Here is a 6,170-nt window from a genome sequence, read left to right on the forward strand (position 1 = left end):
CATGAACAAACTCAAACGTGACATCAGCCCTTGGTCGCTGATGCTGACCGGCCTTGGCTCCATCATCGGTTCAGGCTGGCTGTTCGGCGCCTGGCATGCATCGGCCATCGCCGGGCCGGCGGCGATCCTGGCCTGGGTCATCGGTGCGGTGGTGGTGCTGGCGATTGCCCTGACCTATGCGGAAATGGGCGCGATGTTCCCTGAGTCCGGCGGCATGGTGCGTTATGCGCGCTATTCGCACGGCTCGCTGGTGGGCTTCCTGGCGGCATGGGCCAACTGGATCTCCATCGTGTCGGTGATCCCCATCGAAGCGATCGCCTCGATCCAGTACATGGCCTCCTGGCCATTCCCGTGGGCCCAGGCGCTGGTGCACCACGGCGAGTTGACCCATGGCGGGCTGCTGGCCAGTGCGGGCCTGGTGCTGGTGTACTTCGGCCTGAACTACTGGGGCGTGAAGCTGTTCGTCAAGACCAACACCGCAATCACCGTGTTCAAGCTGGTGGTGCCTGCGCTGACCGCCGTCGCGCTGATCTCGACCCAGTTCAATACACAGAACTTCGGCGACGGCTCGGTTGCCAGCTTTGCGCCGTATGGCTGGTCTGCAGTGTTCACGGCAGTGGCCGCCAGTGGCATCGTGTTCAGCTACAACGGCTTCCAGAGCCCGGTCAGCCTGGCCGGCGAGGCGCGCAACCCCGGGCGCAGCATCCCGTTCGCCCTGGTCGGCTCGGTGCTGATTGCGCTGGTGGTCTACGTGATGTTGCAGGTGGCCTTCATCGGGGCCTTGAGCCCGGCGAGCATCGCTGCAGGCTGGCACAACCTGAACTTCGATTCGCCCCTGGCGCAACTGGCACTGGCGCTGAACCTGAACTGGTTGGCCATGCTTCTGTACCTGGATGCCTTCGTCAGCCCTTCGGGTACCGGCTCCATCTATACCGCCACCACTGCGCGCATGATCTATGCGATGGAGAAGAACAACACCCTGCCGAAGATCTTCGGCAACCTGCATCCGCTGTATGGCGTGCCGCGCCAGGCGATGTGGCTGAACCTGGCGGTGAGTTTCATCTTCCTGTTCTTCTTCCGTGGTTGGGGCGTACTGGCGGCGGTGATCTCGGTGGCTGTGGTGATTTCGTTCCTGACCGGGCCGATCAGCCTGATGTCGCTGCGCGCTACAGCGCCGGAAATCCACCGCCCGCTGCGCCTGAAGGGCATGGGCATCATTGCGCCATTTGCCTTCATCTGTGCCTCACTGGTGCTGTACTGGGCCCGTTGGCCGCTGACCGGCCAGGTGATCCTCCTGGTGATCGGTGCCTTGCCTATCTATTTCTACTACCAGGCCAAAGCCGGCTGGGCGGGGTTCGCTCGCGAGCTGCGCGCCGCTGCCTGGCTGATCGGCTATCTCCCGGCGATTGCCCTGGTGTCGTGGCTGGGCAGCGAGGCGTTCGGCGGTATCGGCCTGCTGCCAGAGGGCCTGGACATGGTCGTGGTGAGCGCAGTTGCCTTCGCGTTCTACCGCCTGGGTGTGGGCAGCGGCTATCGCACGCCATACCTGAGCGAAAGCGTCATCTGGCACGGCCAAGCGCCTGCGGATGAACCCCAGCCTTCCGGTCAACGCCCGACGTTGGCTCAGTAACAGGAGCTTCAAACATGAACAACGACCCAGCATTCGAAGTGCGCCTCAAGCACTGGCGGCACGCGTTTCACCGGCACCCGGAAACCGGCTTTGAAGAGTTCGACACCGCCGAACAGGTCGCCAGCATCCTCGCCAGCCTTGGCCTGGAAGTGCACCGTGGCATCGGTGGCACCGGCCTGGTTGCCAGCCTCACTGTCGGTGACGGCCCGGGCGTGATCGGCCTGCGTGCCGACATGGATGCCCTGAACATCACCGAACAGGCGCATCAACGGCCGCATGCGTCCTGCAACCACGGCAAGATGCACGCCTGTGGTCACGACGGGCACATGGCGATGGTGCTGGGTGCCGCAGACCTGCTGTGCCGCGAGCGTAACTTCAACGGTACCGTGCGCTTCGTTTTCCAGCCGGCCGAGGAGCATGGGCGGGGGGCCAAGGCGATGATGGCCGATGGGTTGTTCGAGCGCTTCCCGGTCGATGCCCTGTATGGCGCGCACAATATGCCGGGCATGCCGGCTGGCCATATCGCCACGCGGGCCGGTGGGATCATGGCCAGCGAGGACAACTTCGTCATTCACATCCAGGGCAAGGGCACCCATGCCGCCCGGCCGCACATGGGTATCGACCCGATGGTGATCGGTGCCGAGATCGTGCTGGCCTTGCAGACCATTGTCGCGCGCAATGTCGACCCGAGCCTGTCGGCAGTGGTTTCCTGCACCGAGTTCATCACTGATGGCATCCGCAATGCGATACCGACCCATGTCACGATCAAGGGTGACACCCGCAGCTACAGCCCCGAGGTGCAACGCCTGCTGGAAAAGCGCATGCGCGAGATCAGCGAGGGTATCTGCCACCTGCACGGTGCAACCTGCCGGTTCGAGTACAGCCACGAGTTTGCGCCGACAGTGAACTGGGCGGCGAACACGGAAATTGCCGTGGCGGCGGCGCGCAATGTGGTGGGGGCGCAGGCGGTGAATGCCGAGGTGATGCCGATGATGATTTCCGAGGACTTCGGTGCGTTCCTGCAGCAGGTACCGGGCAACTTCGTGTTCATCGGCAATGGTGCCGAGGGCGAGGCGGGGGCTACGCCGTTGCACAACGCTTCGTATGATTTCAACGATGCGATCCTGGCAACCGGTGCCCGTTATTTTGCCGAGGTGGTCAGGGTCAGCCTGCCGCGTTGATGCCTGCTGCGATGCGGTGCGATCCCCAGGATTGACGCGTTCTTCTGAGCGGCCTTGTGTCGCGAAAGGGCTGCAAAGCAGCCCCAGGGTTTCAGCGTCACCGCATGGATTGCCGGGGCTGCTTTGCAGCCCTTTCGCGACACAAGGCCGCTCCTACAAGGGATCGTGCCAAACCAACGTTAGGCGCCAGTATCAAGCGAAAAGCCGGGCCTTAGTGCCCACCCTTCATCCGCCGTGCCACCAGGTAGATCCCCAGCCCGACCAGCGCCGTAGCCGCGCCGATGTACCCGGTGCTGGTCCAGCCCATGCCTGCGGTAATCGCCATGCCACCCAGCCACGGCCCCAGCGCATTGGCCAGGTTGAACGCCGCATGGTTCGACGCCGCCGCCAGGCTTGGCGCTTCATGGGCAATGTCCATCAGGCGGATTTGCAACGGCGCCGCCAGGGCAATCATGGTGCCGACCAGGCCAATGCCCAGCAGCAGGCTCCACAGCGCCTGGGCAGCAAAGCTGAAGAACAGCAGCACGGCAATCGACCACACCAGCACCAGCCCGACGGCGCGGAACTGCAGGCGGTCGAACAGCTTGCCTCCGGCGATGTTGCCGACAATGCCACCGACGCCGAACGCCGCCAGGCCGAACGGAATCCACTGCGGCGACACCTGGGTCACCTGCAACATGGTTGGCGCCAGGTAGCTGAACACACAGAACATGCCGGCAAAGCCAATCGAGGCGATGCCCAGCGCCATCCACACCTGCGGCAGGGTGAAGGCTTGCAGTTCCTTGCGCGGGTCGCTGCGCACTTCATCGTGGCGCTGGGGCACGAAGCGCCAGACCAGGGCGATGGTGCACAGGGCGATCGCGCCAACCAGCACGAACGCCGAGCGCCAGCCGAAGTACTGGCCCAGCAAGGTGGCAACCGGGTTGCCGAGCAACATGGCCAGGGTCAGGCCCATCATCACCCGGGCCACGGCCCCCGCCCGCTGGTCCTTGGCCACCATGCTCGAGGCCACCACCGCCGCGATGCCGAAGTAGGCGCCATGGGGCAGGCCGCTGATGAAGCGGAAGGCGACCAGGCCGCCGAACGAGGGGGCGAAGGCGGTAGCCAGGTTGCCAAGGGCATACAGCGCCATCAACAACAGCAGCATGTGCTTGCGCAACAGCCGGGCACCGATGATCGCCAGTGTCGGGGCGCCGACCATCACCCCCAGCGCATAGGCGCTGATGGCATGGCCCACCTGGGGCTCGCTCAATTGCAGGTTACTGGCGATATCGGGCATCAGGCCCATGATGGCGAACTCGCCGGTGCCAATGGCAAAGCTGCCCAGCGCCATGGCGGCTTCCATCTTCGCGACGGTAGTTTTGCTAGGGAGAGGGGGTAATTCCTGAACTGACATCTGGATCCTTGTTGAAACATGCTGAAACGTTCAAGGCGGGATCATAGTCAATCCGTGACGGTGACGTCGAGGAAGCTGGCCGGCTTCCTGGACCTGCGGCATGAACAGCACCTGTGGGAGCGGGCATGCCCGCGAAGAATCCAGCGCGGAGGATGGCACCGGCTGCGCCGGTGTTCGCGGGCACACCCGCTCCCACAGCAGATCTGCGTGATGACTGTGGCAGCGGGGCAGGGTGGAATCAACGCTCCAGGTAATGGGTCTGCGCGGCAAAATCGATGAAGCGCTTGCTGGCCAGCGACAGGTATTCCCCCGACCGCCAGCACAAGCGGAAGCTCATCTGCTGCGCTGGCTGGAACGGTACGCCGACGATGCCCGGCGTGCGTTGTTGCACCGAGCGCAGCAGGGTCGCCACGCCCATGTTGTCCAGCGCGGCCTGTACCACCAGCGATACGAAGTTGCTCTGCAGTGCTACCTGGTACGTGATGCCATGTTCGGCGAAGAACGCATCCAGCAGGTGGCGCTGCACGAAGGTGCGGTCGAATACCACCATGTCGGTATTGCGCAGGTCCTCGGCCGTGAGGAAGGCCTTGCCGGCATAGGGATGGTCAGGGTGCATGCACGCCAGCATCTCGTCGCTGCCCAGCAGGATCGATTCCTTGTCGGGCGGCACGCGCCTGGACTCCAGCAGCGCCAGGTCGATTTCCCGTTGTTCCAGGCGATGGCCAATGTCCTCGGCACTGCCTTCGAACACGGTCATGGCAATGCCCGGGTACAGCTGGCGGAAGGCGTTCATCAAGCCGGGTACATAGTGCAGGCCGAACATCGGTGGGATACCCAGGCGCACTTCGCCGCGCTTCAGGTCGGCCATGTCGCGCAGTTCTTGCCGGGCCACATCCATTTCGCGCAGGGCCGATTCGATACGTGGCAGGAAGCGTTCGCCCTCGGCTGTGAGGATGACTTTGCGCGTGGTGCGGTTGAACAGGGTGACGCCCAGTTCTTCTTCCAGGCGGGTAACGGCCATGCTCAGTGCCGGCTGGGCAATATGCAGGTGCTGCGCGGCTTTGGTGAAGCTGCCTTGGCGCACGATTTCGACGCAGCAGCGCAATGCCTTGAGGTTCATTGAGGGGGTTTACCGTTCATAACAAACTGTGATGCCAAGCATCATAACAATATATTTATTATTATTAACCAGAGGGCCTACGATGCGCGCCACTGAGACATCCTGCAACATCTCAGTCACGCAGCTTAATAAATCTGCAATCCCACAAAGATTTTGAGGTAGTACCCCAAATGGCCAAGGCCGCCGATGTCGTTGTGCAATGCCTGGAAAACGAAGGTGTCGAGTATGTATTCGGCATTCCTGGTGAGGAAAACCTCGACCTGCTCGAATCCCTGCGCAAGTCGAAGATCAAGCTGGTACTTACCCGTCACGAGCAGTCCGCAGGTTTCATGGCTGCCACCTATGGTCGCCTGACTGGCAAGACCGGCGTCAGCCTGTCGACCCTCGGCCCTGGCGCCACCAACCTGGTCACCGCCAGCGCCTACGCCTACCTGGGCGGCATGCCGATGATGATGATCACCGGCCAGAAGCCGATCAAGAAGTCCAAGCAGGGCCGTTTCCAGATCATCGACGTGTGCGGCATGATGGACCCCATCACCAAGTACACCCACCAGTTTGCCTCCGCCGACAACATCCCGGCCCGTATGCGCGAAGCCTTCCGCCTGGCTGAAGAAGAAAAGCCGGGTGCCGTGCACCTGGAACTGCCGGAAGACATCGCCGCCGAGCAGACCGACGCACTGCCGATCCCGCCAAGCCTGCACCGCCGCCCGCTGGCCGAGCACGTGGCGATCGACGCTGCCGTACAAAAACTGCTGAACGCCCGCAACCCGATCCTGGTGATCGGCGCCGGCGCCAACCGCAAGATGACCGCCAAGGTCCTCAAGCAGCTGATCGACAAGACCG

The 6,170-nt window shown here is 63.1% G+C and carries 5 protein-coding genes; 3 read left to right on the plus strand and 2 right to left on the minus strand.

Annotation, left to right across the window (positions count from 1 at the left end; genetic code table 11):
* Position 1: 1 nt before the first annotated feature.
* Complete coding sequence (locus tag ACGLHT_RS20285) at positions 2 to 1,630, plus strand: APC family permease (protein ID WP_085593406.1); 1,629 nt, start codon at positions 2 to 4, stop codon at positions 1,628 to 1,630.
* A gap of 14 nt (positions 1,631 to 1,644) precedes the next feature.
* Positions 1,645 to 2,811, plus strand: coding sequence for a M20 aminoacylase family protein (locus ACGLHT_RS20290; protein WP_274079938.1), 1,167 nt, complete (start codon positions 1,645 to 1,647; stop codon positions 2,809 to 2,811).
* Between the two features lie 211 nt (positions 2,812 to 3,022).
* Here ACGLHT_RS20290 and ACGLHT_RS20295 read toward each other — a convergent pair whose 3' ends face one another.
* Both ACGLHT_RS20295 and ACGLHT_RS20300 read right to left on the minus strand, forming a co-directional pair.
* The gene (locus ACGLHT_RS20295) at positions 3,023 to 4,207 is read right to left on the minus strand and encodes an MFS transporter (RefSeq protein WP_025339214.1); all 1,185 of its coding nucleotides are present in this window, start codon (positions 4,205 to 4,207) and stop codon (positions 3,023 to 3,025) included.
* Between the two features lie 238 nt (positions 4,208 to 4,445).
* Complete coding sequence (locus tag ACGLHT_RS20300; RefSeq protein WP_025339213.1) at positions 4,446 to 5,327, minus strand: LysR family transcriptional regulator; 882 nt, start codon at positions 5,325 to 5,327, stop codon at positions 4,446 to 4,448.
* Between the two features lie 170 nt (positions 5,328 to 5,497).
* Here ACGLHT_RS20300 and ACGLHT_RS20305 point away from each other — a divergent pair.
* Positions 5,498 to 6,170: thiamine pyrophosphate-binding protein (locus tag ACGLHT_RS20305; RefSeq protein WP_394520148.1), on the plus strand; the 673-nt coding region annotated here is incomplete at its 3' end.

The sequence above is a fragment of the Pseudomonas sp. PsB genome (genome assembly GCF_043658375.1).
GTDB classification, from domain to species: Bacteria; Pseudomonadota; Gammaproteobacteria; order Pseudomonadales; family Pseudomonadaceae; genus Aquipseudomonas; species Aquipseudomonas putida_Z.

Bases quoted from the DNA above. Each gene is read 5' to 3' on its own strand.
- ACGLHT_RS20285 (WP_085593406.1), top strand. From the start codon at position 2: ATGAACAAACTCAAACGTGACATCAGCCCTTGGTCGCTGATGCTGACC.
- ACGLHT_RS20290 (WP_274079938.1), top strand. From the start codon at position 1,645: ATGAACAACGACCCAGCATTCGAAGTGCGCCTCAAGCACTGGCGGCAC.
- ACGLHT_RS20295 (WP_025339214.1), bottom strand. From the start codon at position 4,207: ATGTCAGTTCAGGAATTACCCCCTCTCCCTAGCAAAACTACCGTCGCG.
- ACGLHT_RS20300 (WP_025339213.1), bottom strand. From the start codon at position 5,327: ATGAACCTCAAGGCATTGCGCTGCTGCGTCGAAATCGTGCGCCAAGGC.